Origin of the sequence: Ilumatobacter sp. (assembly GCF_041688325.1) — a bacterium.
Classification (GTDB): domain Bacteria; phylum Actinomycetota; class Acidimicrobiia; order Acidimicrobiales; family Ilumatobacteraceae; genus Ilumatobacter_A.
On the sequence record NZ_JBDNIJ010000056.1, the window covers coordinates 1 to 19,537 of the forward strand.

Below are 19,537 nucleotides of genomic sequence, written 5' to 3' on the forward strand. Positions count from 1 at the left end.
CGGGTGTCCACAGATCAATTCTGTGGGCGTCCGCCGAACGATCGTGGAGCGTTTCTCTCACGCCAGCGTTCTGAGCCCAGCTCGACCTCGGCGACTCACGCGCAGGCTTGCGTCACGGTCGCGCCGCAAGCCGGTTCTACTTGAGCGAGGCCCAGTGAGAGGCGGTGTTCACCGGCCTGACTCGCTCAGGCGTGTACGCCGCCATCGACCGTGAACGCCTGACCCGTGCAGTAGGACGCCTCGTCGCTGGCCAGGAAAGCAACCATGTTGGCGATGTCAATGGGCTGCCCGAGCCGCCTGAGGGGCAGGTTTCGCTCGACGCGGGCACGGAGGTCGGGGTCGACGAACTGCTCCTCGGTCATCGGACTGTCGATGATGCCGGGGTGCACCGAGTTGACCCGGATGCCGTATCGACCCCACTCCTTGGCAGCTGCCTTGGTCAGACCTGTCACCGCGAACTTCGTCGCGCTGTAGGCCGCGTGATTCTGCACACCTTCGAGCCCGGCAACCGAGCTGATGTTGACAATCGAGCATGGCGTCTCGGCCGCGACCGAGGCGGCCGACACCGCCTGCATGCCAAGGAACGTGCCGATCTGGTTGATCGAGATCAGCCACTCGAAATCGGCCAACGTCGTTGCCGACAGTTTCTTCGTCAGGTCGACACCAGCGTTGTTGACCAGCACGTCGAGACGCCCGTGCTCCTTGACGACGGCGGTGACGACTCCGTGCCAGTCGTCCTCGGACCGAACGTCAAGGTGCCGGTAGCTGATGCGGTCGTTCGTCGAGGCGGTTGTTTCGCCGACGTCGTCGAGCACGTCGGCGATCACCACAGTCGCTCCTTGCGCAGCGAAGAGCACGGCGGTCTCCGCTCCGATACCTCGCGCCCCACCTGTGATCAACGCGACTTTGTCTTGGAGTCGTCCCACAACGCGTGTCTACCAGAGTCGAAGCGATCGAAGCGCCGTCGCCCTCCGTCGATCCATCACCACTTCGCGAAGTAGGACGGTCAGCCGCAGACGGTCTCGGTGTCCGGGGCCTCGAGCTGGATCAGGTAATTGTGGATCGTGTCTTCGATGCAGCTGTTGACCCGGTAGCCGGTGTGCTGGTTTGCCTCGACGATCACGAGGCGACCGTCTTCGAGCGCTGCTGCCATCCGGCGACTGCTGTCGAGGGGCGTGCTCGGATCGCCGGTCGTGCCAACGACCACAATCGGGCCTGCGCCCACGCCAGTCACGTCGATTCGCGGATCAAGGGCGGCAGGGAAGAAGCTGCACGTGTAGGACCCCGTGCTGTACGGGAACAGGCGAGGCGCCGCTCCGATGAGGACCTCAGCCTGTTCATCGGCTTCTTCGACGGTCAGCCGTTCCGGATCGTCGGCGCACGAAATCGCCTGGAACGACTCGAGCAAATTGCTGTAGGTACCGTCGGCACCCCGCTGGTAGTAGGCATCTTGGAGTGCCAGGAGCCCAGCTCCGTCGCCGGATTGAGCGTCATCGAGTGACCGTTCGAGTGCCGGCCAAAACCGGTCCGAATACATCGCCCGCACCACACCGGTGACCGCGACGCCGAGGTTGATGTCTGCCCGACCTCCGGGCCCCGGAAGCGGCGATTTATCGAGTTGTATGAACAGCGCGTCGAATGCGCTTTCAGCGTCGCCGCCATTGTGGAATGCACACGACGTCGTGGCGCTGCATTCGGCGAGGAACGTATTCAGCGCATTCTCGAAGCCGATCCACTGTTGGAGCGTGCTCTCGGTCGCGTCGGCGTTCGGGTCAGCGGCTCCGTCGAGCACTGCTGCGCGCACCGTCGTCGGGAACAACGTGGCCCAAGCAGCACCGAGTTCGCTGCCGTAACTAAATCCAAAGTACGACACCTGCTCTTCGCCCAACGCCTGACGGATTGCATCCATGTCACGCGCAGAGTTGTTGGTCCCGATGTACTGCAACGCTCGGCCGACTCGTTCCTCGCAGCGCGTCGCGAACTCTTCGGCGAGCTGAACGAGGCGATCCCTCTCCGCACTGGTTTCCGGCGTGATGTCACCGGCAGCGAAGAACCCGTCGTACTCGTCGTCGTCGATGCAATCGACGGCTCCGCCGCTGACTCCGGTGCCGCGCGGGTCCCACCCGACCACGTCGAATCGTCCGGTGATTGCAGGAAGGAACCAGCTCGTTGCGTTGATCCCCATCGTGCTTGCCGGCGAACCGGGACCACCGTTATTGACCAGCAGGGAACCAATCCGATCGTCAGGGTCAGCTCGGTGTCGCGTCACGTACAGCTCGATGGTTTCGCCCTGAGGATCGGTGTAGTCGAGGGGAACCGTGAGCCGCGCCTCGTCGACGTTTCCGCCCAGCTCAGTCCACTCGATTTCGTAGTCGAGTGGCTCCGGCGGAACGGTCGGCGGCGGCGCTTCGCCCGGCTCTGGCGTGGTGAGCGTGGGCACCGTCGTGCTCGTCGGGATCGCGTTGATCTCGCGAGTCTTTGGTGCCGGCAGAGCATCGCTGCCGGTGCAACTACCGATCACGAGCGCACCCGCCAGGAGTGCAGAGGTCCACCGCATGGGTGCACAGCGTACGAGCGGCTCCGGGGAGCGACATCTTCAGCCAACATCATTCAGCAAACGACAAGGACCACCCAAAACTGGGGCGCGGGCGAGCGGGGCGAGCGGTCCGACAACCCTTAGCGTGGTCTCCATGCGGATGTCCCCCCACCACATGATCCCCGGCGACAAGGACTCGCTCGACGGCATCAAGCTGACCGACGGCACGTTCACGCGTGTCTGGGCGTTCGCTCGCCCCTACCGTCGAACAATTTCTGTGTTCCTTGCGGCCATTTTCGTTGCAGCGCTCCTCGCCTTGGTGCCTCCGTTCGTCGTGCGAGAAATCATCGACAACGCAATACCGAACAATGACCGCTACGCCATCAAGGTGCTGGCAGCAATCGCAGTAATGGCGGCACTCACCGACGCTGGGCTTGCCATCGTGCAGCGCTGGTGCAGCTCCAGAGTCGGTGAAGGCCTCATCTATGACCTGCGCGGCGCGCTGTTCGCGAAGGTCCAACGCATGCCAATCGCGTTCTTCACGCGGACACCGACCGGGTCAATCACGTCCAGGTTGAGCAGCGATGTCGTCGGTGCCCAGTCAGCGGTGACGAGCACACTTGGCAGTGTGGTCAGCAATGTCATCGTGTTGACGACCACGTTGGCCGCAATGCTCGCCCTCGAATGGCGGCTCACCCTGCTGACGCTCATCGTGCTACCGCTCTTCATCGTTCCAGCGCGTCGGGTCGGCAGGCGGCTGCAGGGAATCTCGCGCGAGCAGATGGGCCACAATGCCGCGATGAACACCCAGATGACCGAGCGCTTCAACGTCTCTGGTGCCACCCTTGTCAAGCTGTTCGGCTCCGGTCCACGTGAGCGCGAAGCCTTCGAGAGTCGTGCCCGCGGTGTCCGTGACACCGGCATCCAGTCAGCGATCTACGGGCGCGTGTTCTTCGTTGCGCTCGGGCTGGTCGGGGCAATCGGCACCGCTGCCATCTATGGCATCGGTGCACTCATGGTCGTCGACGGCGACATCACGGCCGGCACCCTGGTGGCATTGGCCGCTCTGGTCACGCGCGTGTATCAGCCGCTCACCGGGCTCACGAACGCACGGGTCGACCTGATGACCTCGATGGTCAGCTTCGAACGCGTCTTCGAAGTGCTCGATGCACCGGAGGCCATTCAAGAAAAGCTGGGAGCATTCGACCTGGTCGCCCCACGCGGTGGCGTCGAATTTGACAACGTCACCTTCCGGTACCCGCCAGCTGTCGACTCGGCGATTCCCACGATGGAGCAGAACGCCGGCCTCGGCGGTGGTACCGATCCGGACGTCGACGTGCTGCACGGCCTCACACTCACGATCGCACCGGGCGAAACACTCGCCCTCGTCGGGGCATCTGGGGCAGGCAAGTCAACCACAATCTCGCTCCTCCCCCGCCTCTACGACGTGACCAGCGGCGCAGTTCGTATCGACGGGCACGACGTCCGCGACCTCACGCTTGATTCGTTGCGCGCCTCGATTGGCGTGGTGTCACAGGATCCGCACCTGTTTCACGAATCGATTGGCGACAACCTTCGCTACGCCGACCAGTCAGCCACCGACGACCAGGTCATCGCGGCGGCCAAGGCCGCACGTATTCACGACACGATCGCCGCACTACCCGACGGCTACGACACCATCGTCGGTGAGCGTGGCTACCGGCTGAGCGGTGGCGAGAAGCAGCGGCTAGCGATCGCTCGCCTGTTGCTGAAGGATCCCGCCATCATCATTCTCGACGAGGCAACAAGTCACCTCGACAACGACAATGAAGCGCACATTCAAGCCGCGCTCGAACATGCAATGGAAGGTCGCACTGCGCTCGTCATCGCGCATCGCTTGTCGACAATTCGCAGCGCTGACCGCATCGCGTTCATCGAAGACGGACGTATCGCCGAGATCGGAACGCACGCCGAACTCCTTGCCGCCGGTGGGCGCTATGCCCACCAGCTGCAAGCAGGTGATCTCGTCGTTCCGAACTGAGCCAGCGGCCCAGTCGCAGCTCAATCAGCGGTGGAGCCAGTAGAAATCGAGTGCCGAGTCGTTCTCCTGCTCGTAGTACTCGATCACGATCTCGTGCTCACCACTTTCGAAGTAGTGATAGCTCCAATCCCACCTGAACGAGTGGTTCGACCAGTAGCCGAGAATCTCTGTGCCATCAAGGTAAAGGCGCATGCCGTCATCGGCGCCAACGGCCAGGGCCATCCAGCATGCGGCATCGAAGTTGACTCTGCGTGTGAAGCGTGCGGTGTAGTAGTCCTTATTGATGGCAGGGTGGATCTTGCCGTCGCCAAGGTACAGCTCGATCTCGTCCAGGTTCTCCGTGGCATGGGCGGTTCCATCGAAGGGGTTGGGCGGGTGACTGATGAAGCCGCCGACGTTGCGGTACTCAGCAGCCCAGTGGCCCCCATCGCCGAACTCCCGAGTCCACCTGCCACTCACGGTGTTGCAGTAGTCATGCCCCGAAGTCGGCGGGAGGGTCGTGGTCGTCGTCGAGGTGGTCGTCGTCGAAGGTGCGACCGTCGTCGAGGTGGTCGTCGTCGAAGGTGGGACCGTCGTCGTGGTCGTCGTCGAAGGTGGGACCGTCGTCGTGGCCCCTGGAGCGAGCGTCGTCGTCGGACCTCCGGCGAGCGTCGTCGTGGGTGCCAACGTGGTTGTCGTCCCCGTGGTGGTCGACCCACCCGATCCTGCGTCGACGGTCCAACTATTGATGGCGTAACGGTTCGATGTGTCGACTTCGAGTTCGACGACCGAACGGAAGGCCTTGCCATCGAAGCTCGTGATCGCAGCGAGCTTGAGCCGTTCGTAGACCGTCTCGGTCTCCTGGCCAATCAGGAAGTTGGTCTCGTTGCCGGTCGGGAAGTCGAAGGAAAAACTCGACGCCACCGCACCGTTCCGTAAACGGATGACGTACTGGTTATTCGTCTGGGTCGAACTCATGGCGATCCGCGCGTTCGGCACGAAAAGGTTGCCGCCGAACAGCACCCTGTTACTCGTCGTGGACGAACCGTCCAGCCTGGCGTGGATAATCGCGGCATCAGCTTTGAGCAGTGACGGCACGTACCTAACGTCGTCCAAATCATTCGGAGCCAGTGTGTATGTTTCGATACTTTCGGCACATAGTGGGTCGTGAAGTGCGACGGCCCGGTCACCGATCACTTCGCTGGCGAGGCAGTCGGGGAGCAACACCTCGTCATCGAATGGGATCTTGACACCGCCTGCGTCTGTTGGGCCCGTCGCGAGGTTGATCGACATGACACTGATCCCAGCGCTTGCTCGAGTCGAGTTGGTGGCGACACGACGGTTCACACGAAGTGAGGAGTCAATGACGTCAATCGAACCGTTGTTGCTCAGGCTGGCCGACGCAGTCCCGTCTGAGCCGAGCAAGAGCGTGGCTCCTTTGCCGGTGATCTCGTGGTTGCGAGGCGAACCGCTGAGGAATGCTGCGTCAGCATCGAACGCACAACCCTTGTAACTGCCCTCGCCCATCACAACAGAGACGCCATTCTTGACCTTCAGCGGCTTGTTGAACAGGTACACGCCCGAGGCGAAATAGAACTGGTTCGGGCTGCCGTCAGCGGCGGCACCGTCGAGAACAACCTCGTTCTCGTAGCGACCCGGGTAGAAGACGTAACAGTTCGTCGCACCGACTTTGATCGGAACGGACGCCCGAGGGTACGACGGGATCTGCGGCAGGTACGGGTAGATGTAGCTGGTACGCCAGTTGGGTTTCCAGCCGGCGTAGGTCCACCAGGGCTCATTCCGACAATCGACTCCCGTCGAGGCAGTCGCGCTGCTCTGGTCAAACGTCTCGGGATCGACGATCGGCGAGTTGCAGAACGTGAGCCAGGTCGGGATGTAGTTCGGGTCGGTGGCGGGAACCTGCTGGTAGCAGACGCGCACGTCAGGGGTGGTCACGCTGCCGGGCGGCAGGGTGACGTCGAAGCCGCCGGTCTCCGTATTGGTCACCAACCGGTCAAGCTTCCACTGCGCTCCAGGGAACGGCGAGTTGGTGTACATGACGGCGACGATGGCGGTACCCGCGTCGGGTGTGACCTGTAGCAGAGTGGTTTGATTGTCGTAGTTGAAGTTGATCGGTTCGACGTAGCCAAACGTTGGGACGGGCGGCTCGTCAGTTTCATCGTCAGTGCCATCAGTACCACCATCGCCATCAGTACCACCATCGCCATCAGTACCACCATCGCCATCAGTACCACCATCGTCAGCAACCGGTTCGAAGGCGTCGACTTGGAGGACGGCCGGGCCGAACAACGAACTGCACGTCGTGAGCGGCGCAACCTCAATGTCAAAGGACGGGTCGAGGGTGGTGTACCGGTGTATCGACATCTCCGGCGAGGAGTACGTCGAGGCAATGACGTCGCCAGCGTTGATCGACAAGCCACCATTGTTCCCTCCAAGGTTGCCGCCATTGACAAAGACCGAGCTGAGGATGATCTTCTGAGTGTCAACATCGCCGACACGGATGGCCTCGTTGTCTGGCGCCGTGCCGTTGCCCTCGCCGTTGTTTGTCGTGGCGATGAGACCAAAACGCCCACCGTTGTCGTCTTCGGTTGCGAGTGATTCGCACGTGATCAGCACGTCACGGTTGTTGACTCGGAACGATGACGTGGCCGACTCGTAGCAGCCGTTCGGGCCGTGGTCGCGCTGCATCACAATGGCCATACGCATCGCTGAGCGAACGGCCTCGAGGGAATCGCTGCGTTCTTCGAGCGGCGGGCGGACCCGCAGAATGGTGATCGCGAAGGCCATCAGCGCTGAGACGATCAGGCTGCCGAGCACCATCATGATGAGGGTCATCGGCAAGATGTTGCCGCGGTCGAAGCGACCGCGGGGACCACTGGGACCGCTGGAAAGGTTCGGCGTGATCATCATGTTTCTGACTCCGGGTTGGAAACCATCGTGCAGTGAACTGCTTGGTCGGGTTCGATCGACAGGAGGACACCGGCTGCGCCTTCTGGATTCTGGACGATGCTCGCCTCGGGGAGGGTGACCCCGCCGACCGAGCATTCGGCGTGCGAGAAGGTGTAGCCATCACGGACTTCTTCAAGAATGAGCACGTCACGCACGGTGTCGCCCGTATCGAAGGTGAAGTCGAACGTCAGCGCCGAAGTCAGGTCAAGGTCAAGGGTGCTGTCACCGATATTGGTCTTGTAGGTCCACTGGCCGCTGGCGGTCTCACCCTCGACTTTCTTCTGGACAGTCACGGTGCCACCGCACTGCGCTGCCATGATGGAACGGAGCACGTCGCCGAGCTCATCGAAGTTGCCGGTGAAGTAGTCGGCCGACACGGCATTCTTCAAGTCAACAACACCGGTGTCTGAAACGCTGCCGGTCCACTTGTTTCCGCCGACGACGTCGGCGACGTTCTGCTCGAGTGCCGGGCCGCCCGGTCCGACCAGAACGCCGATGATCCGGGCACCGGTCGAGCGGCCCGCGTTGGCTGCAAGAATTGCCGGACCGAGGTAGTCGGTCGAGTTCTGTTCGTAGAACATTTCTGCCCGGTTTGTGGTGGGCTCACCGTCGGTGATCCACACCACCGTCTCAGGCGTCTGCGGTCGCTGCATGCCATTCTCGGTTGCCGTACCTTCTGTGAAGAACGGAGCATGGAGCGCGTCTTCCCAGTTCGTGGCATATTGCCTCTCGAGGCCAGACTCGGACCGACGGTTCTTCGACCAACCGATGGTCCGATCCCCAGTTCCGATGCCCGTCCCCTCCGGAGTCAAGTAGTAGCTGTATTCCTCTTCGAAGTCATACGCCTCAGGCGTCAACCCTGGATACTGCGTGTCGACGTTCGGCAGCGCACTAATGTTGATCTGCGCGTTCTCGATGTCACTTGACGGGTTGAGTAGATCGATGTAGTGGCCTCGGTCGCCGTTGAGGTTCGGGTAGATCTGATACGCCATCGAGTCGAAACCCATCACCGTCAGCGTCGTTGGCGTACCTTGGAACGAGACGATGAAGCTCTTTGCGGCATCCTCCATGTCGTTGCCGCCTCCGAAGCCGGGGACCGACCAGGACGTGTCGAGCACCAGCGCCACGCGGCCACCGCAGCGTGACGGCGGAGCGGTCGGATCAGGAAGCGTGACCGGGTCGTTCGGGGTCAGGTCCCTCTCTGCCGAGAGGCCAGCGCCGCCGGTGGAGAACTCGTTGCCACTCTTGAAGAAGACGGTGATGTTCTCACCGATGGGCCGCAGAACAACCTGGTTACGTGACGTTATCTGGAAGGCGTGCACCGGCTTCTCGCCGGGCTTCCAGGTGCTACCGATGGGCGGATCTTTCACTTCGCTCGCAACGCCGACCTGCGACAAGGACTCGGAGGCGGTTCCGGGGTTCTTGATCAGGTAGCGGACGAGCCGCCAGTCGCCTGCGGACAACACGTATCGATAGCTGACAATCTTGTAGTCGTCGGCTTCAAGATCAGGCACGACGAGCGTCAGCACGTTGGTCCCCGCGAGCGGGACGTTGTAGCTCATCGACGGTTCGCCGGCCGCCATCTCGTTCTCGAGATCTGCTTCGTCGGGGTTGTCGTAGGAGTTGATGGCCGAGGAGAGGTCAACGGGAACCCATGTCTGCAGGAATGTGATGTCCTTTGACTCGGCGAGACGGATCTCGGCCTCGGGCGTCGCGGTAAGCATGACGCTGATGGCCAAAGAAATTGCGGCGATCAAGACGCCAGACAGGGTCATTGCAACGAGCAACTCAGGCAGCGTGAAACCGCCGTCGTTGTTCGGCTGGCGGCGGGCGGCGCGGACGCGACGGGCAAACGGTGAACGCACGGAATCGAACCGGTGAGACGGGTTCAAGTGGGATCGGCTGGTCATGAGGTGGTCTCGATTCGATCGCCGACGTTGCTTTTGACCACTTCGAGTTGACGCACGATCGCGCCATCGGGAGAACGCGCTTCGATCGTCACCTGTTGCAGGGTGCGAGTCGTGGTGAAGTTGACGTCTTCGCCACACCCGTCGGTGTCGACGAGCGAATTAGTGTCAGCCCACCCACCATCGGCGGGGTTCGGATCGGTCGTCGCATCTGCAGCGGCGCCGAGCAAAGGATCCCAATAACGAATCGACGTGATAATGATGGCGTTCTCGTGAGTCCAGTTGACGTCGGCAGCTGCTGCCGAGACGATGACGTCATAGCCGCTGTCGTTCGCCTCGGGACAGCTCAGGTAAGCCCAGCCTGCCAAACGGTCAGCTGCGCTCGTGAGCACAGCTTCGACCTTGGCGGCGTCACTGCTGCTGCTCGATACTCGGATCAACGTGAAGATCGCCGAAAGGATCACCGTGATGACCGTGCCCATCAGCACGATCGATACGAGTACTTCGGTGAGCGTGAATGCACGATCTCTGCGGTGCTGGCGCCCTCTGCCGGCAGGCGCGATGTGGACATTTTCGTCCAAACGCTCTGGAAGAGTTAGGGATCGCATATGAGTTGTTCGGCCGAAACCACACGGTTCTTGAGTCGAGTCGCGTGCATTCGATGTCAACACTGTGCAAAGCCGACCTGACAGAAACACGCTGCGTGGTAGCTACTTCTCGTTTCACTCAAGCCCCACACAGCTGCCACACTTCACGTGTGATCCAAGCAGCGGTTCGGGCAGCACAGGTCCCGCCATTTCATGCCATGGCAATGAGCCGAGCAGCAGGCGCCCGCGAGGCTGCCGGCCATCGCGTCATGCACCTCGAGGTCGGTCAACCTGCGACAGGGCTCCCCGACACCGCCCGCCAAGCAGTGATCGGCGCCCTCAACAGTCCACTCGGCTACACGAACGCAACGGGTTTGTCAGAACTTCGGGAACGTCTTGCCGATCGACACACCTCGCTCGGTCCGCCGGGGGCGCGACCACTCGACCGGGCCCGAATCGTGGTCGTCGCTGGGGCGTCCGCCGGCTTCTCACTGGCTTTCCTCACATTATTCGAGCCCGGCCAGCGGGTCGGTGTCATCGAGCCGGGTTATCCCTGCTACCGGAACACACTCATCGCACTCGGCATTGAGGCAGTGCCAATTCCCGTCGGACCCGAGAGCCGGTGGGCCCCAACTGCCCAACATCTGAGCGAAGCAGGTCATCTCGACGGGCTCGTGCTCGCCTCTCCGTCGAATCCGACCGGAACGGTGCTTTCTGCCGACGCACTCGCCGAAGTCGCCAGCTACTGCACCGACCACGACATCGCGATCGTTGCTGACGAGATCTATCACGGCATCATCGACGACGGAATCGCCCCGCCGATGCTCGAACACGCGCCCGACGCCATCGTCATCAACAGCTTCTCGAAGTATTTCTCGATGACGGGCTGGCGGATCGGTTGGATGGTGGTCCCCGACCATCTCGTCGACGTCGTCGAACGCCTGCAACAGAATATGTACATCTGCGCGCCGCACATATCACAAATTGCGGCGCTGGCCGCCCTCGATGCAACCGATGAGTTGGATGGCCATGTTGCTCGCTACCGAGCGAACCGGCGAGTGATGCTGTCTGGCCTGGGTGCTGCTGGAATCACCGATATCGCACCGGCCGACGGCGCGTTCTACATCTATGCTCACGTCCCTCAGTTCACAACCGACATCGGGTTGTCGTCGATGGACCTGTGCCAACGATGGCTCAAGGAACTCGGCGTGGCCTGTACCCCCGGTATCGACTTCGACCTGACTCGAGGGCACGAGTACATCCGCTTCTCCTACGCCGGCGAAGCCCCCGACCTCGACGAAGCGTGCTCGGCGATCGCGAGTTGGACACCATGAGTCGGCCACCCGGCGAGCGCACCGGCCCGCTGACCGACCTGCGAGTCATCGACATGTCGACGGTGCTGGCGGGACCGAACTGTGCGCGTTACCTCGCCGACTTCGGCGCCGACGTGATCAAGGTCGAGCGGCCGGGCGGCGACAGCCTGCGCAACATGGCGTGGCGCGACCCGCGCGATGGCGAGGGCCTGTGGTGGAAGCTGGTCAACCGCAACAAGCGGACCGCTGTGCTCGACGTGAAAGACGACGCCGACCGCGCCACCTTGCTGCGGCTCCTCGACGAGGCTGACGTGCTCGTCGAGAACTCTCGTCCGGGAACGCTTGAGCGGCTCGGCCTCGGGCCAGACGTCTTGCTGGCCCGCAACCCCAAGCTGGTCATCACGCGAGTTTCCGGGTTTGGCCAGGACGGGCCATATGCCTCCCGTGCGGGCTTCGCGACGATTGCCGAGGCCATGTCCGGTCTCGTCGCCCTGTCCGGTGAGCCCGAAGGTCAGCCGCTCCTCCCACCGATTGCTCTGACCGACGAAGTGACGGGACTTTCGGCCGCATTCGCCACGATGGTCGCACTGCACTCAGGCATCGGCCAAGTCGTCGATGCCAACCTGTTGGAGACGATGTTCCACATGATGGGACCGCTCGCCTCACTCTTCGCGGTCACGGGCGAACAACAGCCTCGACTCGGTGCGGGCCTGCCGTACACGGTGCCGCGAGGGACGTATCAGTGCAGCGACGGCAAGTGGGTCGCGGCATCAACGAGCAGCGATTCAGTCGCGGCGAGAGTGATGGACCTCCTCGGTGTCGGAGGCGACGAGCGGTTCACGACCTTCGCAGGGCGTACCGAGAACCGTGCAGATCTCGAAACGATCATGACCGCCTGGTGTGCAACGCGGACACAGGCCGAAGTGGTCGATGCCTTCACCGCAGCCGACGCTGCGATCGGACCTGTTCTCGACATGGCCGAGATCGCCAGCGACCCTCACTACGCGCAACGGGGCATCATCGAAATCGTTCCAGACGGCTTGAGTGGCACCCCGATGCAGAGTGTGATTGCCCGATTGTCTGCCACACCAGGATCGATCCGGTGGGCAGGCCGAGGGCTCGACGCCGATGGCGCCGAGATCGAAACAAGCGGCTGGGACAGTCGATAAGACCGATCAGCCGCAGCGACTCATTCGCCCGGCTTGTCGTCGCCCGGGATGACCTTCTCAGCGGCGTCGCTGACCTTGTCGTCCTTGTTTTCAATGTCGTCAGGGATCTTGTCGCTGTTGGCCTCAACGAGGTCGTCAGTCGAGTCCTTCGCCTTGGCGAACTTGTTCTTTACCTTGTCAAACAGACCCATGGTGTGCTCCTCGTGGTGGTGCAGCCTCGCAACTTGCGGGGCTGCCTCTACGACTGTAACCCGATCGGGCAGCTGACCCCAGTGCCCTTAATGCCGCAGTAGCCGTTCGGATTCTTGGCGAGATACTGCTGGTGATACGGCTCGGCATAGTAAAAGTCGGTCTCGAAGTCGATTGATCCGACTTCGGTCGTGATCTGTCCCTTGCGCATCGCGTCGAGGCCATCCTGCACGCGAGCCTTGGTCGCCTCGATGACCGGGAGTTGGCTTGGCTGCGTGGCCCACACACCGGTGCGGTACTGGCTGCCGACGTCGTTCCCCTGGCGCATCTCCTGGGTGGGGTCGTGCTCTTCCCAGAAAACCTGCATAATCCGCTCGAAGCTGATCACTGACGGGTCAAACACGATGCCGACGGCTTCAGCGTGGCCCGTGCGGCCGGTGCAGTTCTCTTCGTAGGTGCAGTTCGGCGTGAAGCCACCGGCGTAGCCAACAAAGGTGGAGTACACCCCGTCGAGCTGCCAGAAGAGCCGCTCGGCGCCCCAGAAACAGCCCATTCCGACAACCGCGATCTCCATGCCGTCGGACCAGGGCCCCGTGAGCGGGTTGCCGTTGACGAAGTGCGCGTCAGGCACCTGCATTGCTTCGTCGCGGCCCGGCAAGGCCTCGTCGGGAGTGATCATGGTCGAGTTCCTCCGGAAAAGCATGACCTCAGGATACGAGGCCCCACCGCACCCCACCGCACCCCACCGCACCCAATTCGTCAGCGTGATGCTTTTGGTCTCTGTGCCAGCCAAAACCATCACACTGACGCTCCTGGCTCGGTACGGTTTGTGGAGTGACGATTCGGGACATGGTCGAGGCAGATCTGGCGGAGGTATTAGAGATCAACGAGGCCAACGTGCCAGAGGTGGGGGACATCGACCTCGAACAGCTGCGATTTATCATGAGCGAGAGTGCTGCGCGGCTGGTGGTCGAAGCCGACGGCGCGATCGCCGGGTTCTGCCTTGTACTTGCGCCCGGCTCGACCTACGACTCCATCAACTACGCGTGGTTCATGGAGCGCTACCCCACCGACTGGTATCTCGACCGCGTGGCCTTCGATGCCGCAACACAGGGCAAGGGTCTCGGGAGTCAGCTCTACGCCGAGGTCGAGCGTCGGCTGACCGCTGCTGACGCAACAGGGCTCACGCTTGAGGTGAACATCGACCCACCCAATGAACCATCACTCGCGTTCCACAAGAAGCACAGCTTTGTCGAAGTCGGGCAGCAAACGTCGCACGGCGTCGAGGTCAGCCTGATGCGCAAGTCGTCGAGATAGTTGCGCGATAACCACCAGAGAGTCGCGAGAGTTGCGAAAGGGGCCTGACCCCATCCGTAACTATCTACGGTCTTGGAGAAACCTGAAGTGGGCCCGGGTCGACGCAACGTGGTCCGAGTCGATGTCGGCGAAGATCGTCGTTTCGGTGCCGGCAGCATGGACCAGCACCTCGCCAAGCGGGTCAACGACCATGCTGTCGCCACAATGATCAAGCTGGCCGGTGCGCCGGCCGTCGGCATCAAGGGGACCGTCACGGCCGACCCGATTGACCGCGACGAAGTACGCCTGGTTCTCGATGGCTCGGGCCCGAGCGAGTGTCTGCCAGTGGTGGCGTCGCTTCGCCGGCCAGTTGGCCACGAGGAGATACGCGTCGGTGTCTTCGGCCAACGCCCAGAATTCGTTGGCAAAACGGAGGTCGTAGCAGACAAACAGGCTGACGCGGACGCCTTCGATCTCGACGGTGACGAAGTCGGTTCCGGCACGGACGTAAGCATCTTCGCCGCCATGTGAGAACGGGTGGATCTTGCGGTAGCGGTGCACAGTGCCGTCGGGGCCTGCCAGTACGAACACGTTGCTGACGCGTTGGTCGTCAGCCGATGGGTCCAGCGCGAATTCGGCGCACGATCCTCCGACCCAGATGCCATGCGCGGCTGCCTGCGCGACGAGGAACTGGCTCGACGGGCCACCCTCCGCTTCCGCGATTGCCGGGTCGCTGAAGGAAAAACCGGTCGCAAATGTCTCGGTGAGCAGCACGAGGCGTGCTCCCCCGGCCGCCGCCGCCGCGATCCTTGGTGCGAGCATCGTGTAGTTGGCGTCGCGGTCGAACCAAGCAATGTCGTGTTGAATCGCAGCGATCCGGAGTGTGCTCATGAGGCGAATCCTTTCACCAGGGCATCAGCCGCGGCATTGATGACGTGCATTTGTTTGCAGTAGGCGAACCGCACCATGTGGCGGCCGTAGTGAGGCCGAGCGTAGAACACCTCGTTCGGTACGGCGACGACGCCAGCCTTGGCGGGGAGCCGTCGACAGAACTCGTAACCGTCACCGCTCGGGTCAATCGGGCGGATGTCGACCGTGGCGAAGTAGCTGGCCTCCGGTGTGAACACGGTGAAGCCGATGTCGGTCAGCACATCGCAGAGCCGATCGCGAGTCGCCTGCAGCCCGACGCGCAGACCTTCGAAGTAGGAGTCGGGCAAACGCAAACCGACTGCCGTGGCGGGCTGGAACGGCCCGCCGTTGACGAACGTGAGGAACTGCTTGGCAGTTCGTGCTGCTGTGACCAGGTTGGCCGGGCCGGTCATCCAACCGATCTTCCAACCGGTGGTGTGAAACGTCTTGCCGCCAGACGAGATGGTGAGGGTCCGCTCGAACATGTCGGGCAGCGTGCACATCGGGACGTGTTCACGACCGTCGAACGCAAGGTGCTCGTAGACCTCATCGGTGACGACCACGAGGTCGTGTTCGATGGCAAGGCCGGCGATCAGCTGGAGCTCTTCACGGGTAAACACCTTGCCGCTCGGGTTGTGCGGCGTGTTGAGCATGATCAGCTTGGTCTTTGCGCTGATCGCGCGGCGCAACTCATCGGGGTCGAACACGTAGTTGCCGTCTGCGTCGGGCGCGAGCAGAACGGGGACAGCGATGGCGCTCGCCATGGCGATGTTCGCCCGGTAGCTGTCGTACATCGGCTCGAACACGACGACCTCGTCGCCCGCATCGAGCATGCCGAGAAGCGCACTGGCGATTGCCTCGCTGGCACCGGCAGTGACGACGATTTCGGAAGCAGCGTCGAGTTCGATGCCGTAGAAGCGCAGCTGGTGTTTGGCAATCGCCTCGCGCAACACGGGCATGCCGGGCAACGGCGGGTATTGGTTGCCACCCGAGTTGATCGCGTCGATCGCAGCATCAAGCACGGCGCGCGGCCCATCGGTGTCGGGGAACCCTTGTCCGAGGTTGATCGCTCCGGTCTCGGTGGCGAGTGCTGACATCTCGGCGAAGATCGTCGTGCCGAATCCGATCAGTTTCGAAGTCATCACGTCAACAGGAGCGGCCACGTTGAAAGTGTAGGAGAGCTGCCACAGCGACTCGGCGCTCGACTCCGAGAAGTTCGTTGTCAGGGCACGATTGACTTGCGACGATCTGCTGAAATATCTATTTCGGCATCGACCGTCGAAGCCAGCCGGTGTACGACACCGGTGGTCTTGGCCTCATACATTGCGACATCGGCCGCTTGCATGAGTGCTTGGAAGTTCGAACCGTGGCGCGGGAAGAGCGCTGCCCCGATACTGCCGCTGACCAACACGTCTGCCTCCATCGGCGCCGAGCTCATCGCCGCAGCAATTCGCTCGGCGCTGTTGCGTACGGCGTTGGCTTCGACGAGCCCAGGGAGGATGACAACGAACTCGTCGCCGCCCCAGCGCGCCACGAGGTCGGTGTCGCGGAGGGCCTCGACCAGCCGTTCGGCGCAGGCCTTCAAGACGCGGTCACCGAACTGGTGGCCGCGCGTGTCATTGATCTGCTTGAAGCCATTGAGATCAACCAGCATGATGCAGAGGCCAGTACCGAAGCGGCCTGCCATCTCGATGGCGGCTTCGCTCTGTCGCTCGAACTCGCTGCGGTTGGCGAGGCCCGTCAGTTCGTCAGTTGTCGCGCGCCGTTCGAGATTTCGACGTTCGGCGAGGAACGTCCACCCCGCAAGTGCCATGAGGATCGCGCCGAGTCCGACCACGATCACATACGGGCCGGGCGTGTCGGCGCCCCAGCCAACGTTGCTCTCGGCGCTCGCGCGGATCATTAAGGAACCATCGTCGAGCGACTCGGAGATCTCCGCGATGGCCACACGTTCGCCCGGTTTGCCGGCGATGCCAGCAACGTCTTGCGGCTGTTCGGAGTTCGACAGATCGACGCTGATGTCGACTTCAAGTTCGGCAATCCACTGCAGCGCGAACGCGGCGACGACAGCATCGAGCGGCAGCTGAATCGACGAAGTGAACGTTGCCGTCCGAGCAACGACCAGGACCGAGTTGCTGGCGGGATCGACGACCGCGACCGTTGGCAGGGGTTGCGCTGCGGCGGAACCGAACGTGCTCAACGCTGCGAGGTCGGGGCCCGAGCAGCGTGTCCCGACACAGGCCTCGACAGTCCCACCAAAGGTGGCCAGCAGTTCGTCCGGGGAGGTGTCGGCAGTCGACAACTCCAAGACGGCACGGGCTCTGAGGAGGGTGCCCTGGACCGAGTTCGTGGCTGCCGCAGCAGCCGCCTGCACTCGCGCGTCCTGGTCGCTGTACAACTCGGACCGATGATCGATCAGCGCGACTAATGTCGCCACCAACAGCATCAGGCTGCCCACCAGAGCGCCAACACGAACAAGTCCCACCAACAGCAATCGGCAACCACACCGCACAACTTGAGGAATATAAATAAAATGTCGGTCAGCGTGACCAAACATTCTTCTCTGGCCGAAAAACATTTGGCGAAAACGACCACGGCCCCCGAAGAACGGGGGCCGTGGCAAGTGCGCCCGGAGAGAGTCGAACTCCCAACCGCTTGATCCGTAATCAAGTGCTCTATCCATTGAGCTACGAGCGCATATATGTGATTTCCTAGTCTAAGCGGAAAGTCAGGAGACGCGACCGGATTTTGTCGACCTGATCACGTAATTCGCGATCAAAGATCGGCGGGCCCTGTCGATCAACAAGGTCGACAGGTCAGAAGCTCCAGGGTCCCCAGCCGCCAGCACGCTGATAGAGCGTGTAGGCGGCACGGGCATTGGTCACCGGGTCGTACAACTGCTGGCGGTCAGTAATGCCGATGTCGTCGAGCCAGCTCTGATGAACTTTCCAGTAGATCTGGAAGAGGCCGTAGCAACAGGAGTTCTTTGCTGTCGGTACGAACTTGCTTTCGCGGTAGGCGATCTCGAGCGCACGCTCTTCGAGCTCGTCTGGCCACACGTCGCGGATGATCTGCTCGACCTCGTCCGGCGTGGAGTTCGTGCTCGAGGGCGTCGTGCCGACAGGCGTGGTGGCCGGTGTAGTAGCGGGTGGCGTGGTCGGTGTTGTGGTGGCCGGCATGGTGGGTGTGGTGGTAACTGGTGGAGCAGTCGTCGTCGGCGGCGCAGGTGTGGCTGCACCGGCCGGCAAGCAAATCGACGTACCGGGGTAAATCGGCGTCAACGAAGTCGCTCCGTTTGCTTCGAGCAGTTCGGCGATCGGAACGTCGGCGGCACTGGCGAGGCGGATCCAAAAGTCACCGGCGACGACCTCGTAGTCAATGGCACAGTTGCGCTCGACTCGCTCAGCCGGTGCAGCGACGGTGGCAGCGCCAAGGGCAGCATTGCCATTTGTGGGCGTCGTTCCCGGGTCGGCTAATCGTGCGACAGCGACGGGCTCGGTGTTGGGTGCGGCGGCTTCGGCCACAGCTACCGGCTGCGTATTGACGGGAACTGCAGGCGGCAGGTCGTTCGGATCGAGCTGGCCGGCGGCAGCCGATGTCGGCACCCCGGTGGCCGCTGCATCCGCCGGCAAGAGGTTGAAGGTCGCCGCCAATTCGCTCGACGATGACGATTCGATTAGCGATGCCGCGCTATTTCCACGGAAGCTCGACAGGACCGGAACCAGAAGTGCGGCAACGAGTGCGACCACACCGAGGCGCATCAGTAGGGGGTCGACGCCAGGCGATTGGGTGTGGTCAGTTGCAACGGGCGCTGGAGCGAACTCGGCGTCCCAGTCTTGCGGCGTGGCAGCAGCGACCGGATCTGTCCGAGGCGTTGGCGTTGCAACAGCCGTGTCGCCAGAGGCGTCGTCGAAGTAGTCGAAGTCGTCGAGATCGTCGAACATGCCTTCGGCTGGTTCAACCGGGCGGGCTGGTTCAGGCCGGGCGGCTTCAGGCCGGACAATGCCGTGCTCGCGAGTTGGGTTGGTACCGCTCGACAGCAGATTCGCCCAGCGACGCTTGATGCGTTGCCCGGCCCGCTCAGCTCCGACGTTCAGGGGCACTGCCGACTGATCGATCGATGCGTCAACCCGCGGGGCGCGGTTGGTCGGCTGGCGGTTGGGGCGGTCCGACCAGTCGGATTGGTTGCCCCAGAAATCGTCATTGCCGGTACTCATCGACTGCTGTCTAGTCCGTTCGTCATCAAACCGCAACATTTTTGTCACGTCGACGACATGCTTGTAACCCAGTCGGCGCGCGGCCCGTCGCGTGCAGCGACCCCGCAGCTCCTGGAATCTCGGGAAGAAAAGCAGCGTTTTCCGCCTGAGATCGCGCCGAGTTTGACGCACCAGACGATGTGGCACACCCGAAAACCCAAACGACCGACACGCTTGTACATGTCGGTCGCAGTGGCGGAGAGGGTGGGATTTGAACCCACGGACCCCGGAGGGTCAATGCCTTAGCAGGGCATCCCATTCGGCCGCTCTGGCACCTCTCCTGGGAGAGTGCAGCATAGCCCGATATCGTCGAACTCGGAACGGTGGCAGAGCGGACGAATGCACCCGCCTTGAAAGCGGACGAACTGAAAGGTTCCGGGGGTTCGAATCCCCCCCGTTCCGCCAA

At 62.4% G+C, this 19,537-nt stretch carries 15 protein-coding genes and 3 tRNA genes; 5 read left to right on the forward strand and 13 right to left on the reverse strand.

All coding sequences use genetic code 11. The features are described 5' to 3' along the window. Window positions 1–185: 185 nt before the first annotated feature. Together ACH2EI_RS04340 and ACH2EI_RS04345 are read right to left on the reverse strand one after the other, a co-directional pair. Entirely contained in the window at window positions 186–926 is a 741-nt protein-coding gene (locus ACH2EI_RS04340) for an SDR family NAD(P)-dependent oxidoreductase (RefSeq protein ID WP_395151829.1), read from the reverse strand. Window positions 927–1,006: 80 nt separating this feature from the next. After that, the gene (locus tag ACH2EI_RS04345) at window positions 1,007–2,557 is read right to left on the reverse strand and encodes an alpha/beta hydrolase (RefSeq protein WP_395151827.1); all 1,551 of its coding nucleotides are present in this window, start codon (window positions 2,555–2,557) and stop codon (window positions 1,007–1,009) included. Between the two features lie 133 nt (window positions 2,558–2,690). Here ACH2EI_RS04345 and ACH2EI_RS04350 point away from each other — a divergent pair, with 133 nt between their 5' ends. Continuing rightward, window positions 2,691–4,556, forward strand: a complete 1,866-nt coding sequence (locus ACH2EI_RS04350) for an ABC transporter ATP-binding protein (protein ID WP_395151825.1) — start codon at window positions 2,691–2,693, stop codon at window positions 4,554–4,556. Between the two features lie 24 nt (window positions 4,557–4,580). Here the strand turns inward: ACH2EI_RS04350 and ACH2EI_RS04355 are convergent, their stop codons facing one another. The 3 genes from ACH2EI_RS04355 to ACH2EI_RS04365 all read right to left on the reverse strand — a co-directional run bounded on the left by ACH2EI_RS04355 (window position 4,581) and on the right by ACH2EI_RS04365 (window position 9,993). After that, entirely contained in the window at window positions 4,581–7,391 is a 2,811-nt protein-coding gene (locus ACH2EI_RS04355; RefSeq protein WP_395159234.1) for a hypothetical protein, read from the reverse strand. 71 nt (window positions 7,392–7,462) lie between these two features. Beyond that, window positions 7,463–9,370, reverse strand: coding sequence for a prepilin-type N-terminal cleavage/methylation domain-containing protein (locus tag ACH2EI_RS04360; RefSeq protein WP_395152016.1), 1,908 nt, complete (start codon window positions 9,368–9,370; stop codon window positions 7,463–7,465). 41 nt (window positions 9,371–9,411) lie between these two features. Beyond that, entirely contained in the window at window positions 9,412–9,993 is a 582-nt protein-coding gene (locus tag ACH2EI_RS04365) for a type II secretion system protein J (RefSeq protein ID WP_395152014.1), read from the reverse strand. Between the two features lie 176 nt (window positions 9,994–10,169). Between ACH2EI_RS04365 and ACH2EI_RS04370 the strand changes: the two genes are divergently transcribed. After that, window positions 10,170–11,333, forward strand: coding sequence for a pyridoxal phosphate-dependent aminotransferase (locus tag ACH2EI_RS04370; RefSeq protein WP_395152012.1), 1,164 nt, complete (start codon window positions 10,170–10,172; stop codon window positions 11,331–11,333). Continuing rightward, entirely contained in the window at window positions 11,330–12,481 is a 1,152-nt protein-coding gene (locus tag ACH2EI_RS04375; protein ID WP_395152010.1) for a CaiB/BaiF CoA transferase family protein, read from the forward strand. Before ACH2EI_RS04370 ends, ACH2EI_RS04375 begins: the two co-directional genes overlap by 4 nt. Window positions 12,482–12,501: 20 nt before the next feature. Here the strand turns inward: ACH2EI_RS04375 and ACH2EI_RS04380 are convergent, their stop codons facing one another. Both ACH2EI_RS04380 and msrA read right to left on the reverse strand, forming a co-directional pair. Then, window positions 12,502–12,672 (reverse strand): hypothetical protein, encoded by a 171-nt coding sequence (locus ACH2EI_RS04380; protein WP_395152008.1) that lies wholly within the window; start codon window positions 12,670–12,672, stop codon window positions 12,502–12,504. 47 nt (window positions 12,673–12,719) lie between these two features. After that, a complete protein-coding gene (msrA, locus tag ACH2EI_RS04385; RefSeq protein WP_395152006.1) occupies window positions 12,720–13,373 on the reverse strand; it encodes a peptide-methionine (S)-S-oxide reductase MsrA in 654 nt (217 codons plus the stop codon). Between the two features lie 131 nt (window positions 13,374–13,504). Between msrA and ACH2EI_RS04390 the strand changes: the two genes are divergently transcribed. Next, on the forward strand, window positions 13,505–13,987 hold the full coding sequence (locus ACH2EI_RS04390; protein WP_395152004.1) for a GNAT family N-acetyltransferase: 483 nt from the start codon (window positions 13,505–13,507) through the stop codon (window positions 13,985–13,987). A gap of 60 nt (window positions 13,988–14,047) precedes the next feature. On the opposite strand, the gene ACH2EI_RS04395 is transcribed toward ACH2EI_RS04390, so the two are convergent. The 6 genes from ACH2EI_RS04395 to ACH2EI_RS04420 form a co-directional block, all read right to left on the reverse strand. After that, complete coding sequence (locus ACH2EI_RS04395) at window positions 14,048–14,857, reverse strand: nitrilase-related carbon-nitrogen hydrolase (protein WP_395152002.1); 810 nt, start codon at window positions 14,855–14,857, stop codon at window positions 14,048–14,050. Next, the gene (locus tag ACH2EI_RS04400; RefSeq protein WP_395152020.1) at window positions 14,854–16,017 is read right to left on the reverse strand and encodes an aminotransferase class I/II-fold pyridoxal phosphate-dependent enzyme; all 1,164 of its coding nucleotides are present in this window, start codon (window positions 16,015–16,017) and stop codon (window positions 14,854–14,856) included. The genes ACH2EI_RS04395 and ACH2EI_RS04400 overlap by 4 nt, the downstream gene beginning before the upstream one ends. An 80-nt stretch (window positions 16,018–16,097) precedes the next feature. Beyond that, window positions 16,098–17,312: a diguanylate cyclase gene (locus ACH2EI_RS04405; RefSeq protein WP_395152000.1), complete on the reverse strand. Its 1,215-nt coding sequence runs from the start codon at window positions 17,310–17,312 to the stop codon at window positions 16,098–16,100. Window positions 17,313–17,499: 187 nt separating this feature from the next. Then, window positions 17,500–17,572: transfer RNA gene (locus tag ACH2EI_RS04410), tRNA-Arg, on the reverse strand. 119 nt (window positions 17,573–17,691) lie between these two features. Continuing rightward, window positions 17,692–19,092 carry a LysM peptidoglycan-binding domain-containing protein gene (locus tag ACH2EI_RS04415; RefSeq protein WP_395159236.1) on the reverse strand — a complete coding sequence of 467 codons (1,401 nt, stop codon included), beginning with the start codon at window positions 19,090–19,092 and terminating at the stop codon, window positions 17,692–17,694. 232 nt (window positions 19,093–19,324) lie between these two features. Then, window positions 19,325–19,412 (reverse strand) — tRNA-Ser (locus ACH2EI_RS04420). A 36-nt stretch (window positions 19,413–19,448) separates the two neighbouring features. Between ACH2EI_RS04420 and ACH2EI_RS04425 the strand changes: the two genes are divergently transcribed. Then, window positions 19,449–19,536 (forward strand) — tRNA-Ser (locus ACH2EI_RS04425). Window position 19,537: the final 1 nt, after the last annotated feature.